The 1,580-nt window shown below is 62.5% G+C and carries 1 protein-coding gene and 1 pseudogene; both read left to right on the top strand.

The window, feature by feature from the left end; translation table 11 throughout:
* A pseudogene (locus AC1DWI_RS22530) lies at positions 1 to 225 on the top strand (DUF4440 domain-containing protein); the annotation flags it as partial.
* A gap of 391 nt (positions 226 to 616) precedes the next feature.
* Positions 617 to 1,580: acrylyl-CoA reductase (NADPH) (acuI, locus tag AC1DWI_RS22525; RefSeq protein ID WP_477725830.1), on the top strand; the 964-nt coding region annotated here is incomplete at its 3' end.

The following is a 1,580-nucleotide window of genomic DNA, read 5'->3' as shown; positions in this document are numbered from 1 at the left end:
CTCCAGAACGAACTCATCGATATCACCCATATTGCAGACGGGGCGGCGGTCATCCATTTCTGGAGCCGCCTGGCTGCCGGCGCCAGCCACCCGGCCGGCCTCCACGTAGTGGACACACTGATCATTGACGTGCTGACGAGGCAGGACGATATCTGGCGCATCCGGGCGCTCGAAAATGTGACCCTTGTGAACCCGCGGACCGGTGAGGCGATCTTGCGCGGCTAGCGCAGTCTAGAGCTGACAGAACATCTTCTATCGGTCGAGTCTTGTGCTATTAAAAGAGTAGCTGCTCGCGCCGGTCCTTATTGGCTTGCGGGCTAATTTTGTTCTGAAAAAACGGCAAAATCTGCCTTCAGGCGTTCCCCTGAGGCCCAAAAGCAGTCCAAAAGCGCCTAAAACAGGTCCCGGGAGGGCAAAATACACGTTATTCAGGCACGGAAAGTAGCTGCAGGCCAATAGGGGCGGGCGCAAGCAGCTATTAAAACAATAGCAAATTCCGGAGTGCCAAGGGCATCGTCAGCCTCCTGAAAGCCCATTATCCATAATTAAGAATTCAGTTTCGCGGGTTTTCCAGTGTTTCTGGCCTTGAGACAACAACCCATCCGGAGACAACGCCGTGTTCAAGTCACTTCTGCTCACCAAGTCCGACGCCGGCTTTTCAGCGGCCATCACCGACACCGACGAGGCCCAGCTTCCGGCGGGCGACGTGCTGGCGCAGGTCGAGTACTCCACCCTCAACTACAAGGACGGTCTGGCCATTACCAACAAGGGGCCGGTGGTGCGCAGCTGGCCCATGGTGGCGGGCATTGACGGCGCGGGCACTGTTCTGGAATCGAGCCACCCCGGCTGGAAAGCCGGCGACCGCTTTGTGCACAACGGCTGGGGCCTGGGTGAAACGCGCTGGGGCCTGATGGCCGAGCGGGCGCGTTTGCAGGGCGACTGGCTCGTGAAGTTGCCGGCAGCCTTCACCACCCGCCAGACCATGGCGATTGGCACGGCGGGCTACACCGCCATGCTCAGCGTGATGGCGCTGGAGGCGCACGGCGCCAAACCCGGCGACGGCGAGGTGCTGGTGACGGGCGCGACCGGTGGCGTGGGCAGCGTGGCCGTTGCCTTGCTGGGCAAGCTGGGCTATACCGTGGTGGCCGCCACCGGCAAGGCCAGTGAGGAAGCCTATCTGAGGCAACTGGGCGCCAGCAGCGTGATCGATCGGGCCGAGCTGTCTGCCCCCGGCAAGCCGTTGCAAAAAGAGCGCTGGGCCGCGGTGGTGGACGCCGTCGGCTCGCACACGCTGGCCAATGCCTGTGCGCAGACGCGCTATGGCGGTGTGGTCACGGCCTGCGGGCTCGCGCAGGGCGCGGATTTCCCGGCGACGGTGATGCCGTTTATCCTGCGCAGCGTCACACTGACTGGCATCGACAGCGTGATGGCGCCCCTGGCCAAACGCCAGCAGGCCTGGGACCGGTTGGCAAAAGACCTGGACACTGCCAGGCTCGAGGCCATGGTGGAAGAGATTTCGATGGCGAAAGCGGTAGAAAAGGCCGCCGACTTGATGTCGGGCAAGGTGCGCGGCCGCATCG

The organism is Polaromonas sp. P3_C2, from assembly GCF_056402675.1.
This window is presented reverse-complemented; position numbering and strand designations above follow the sequence as displayed.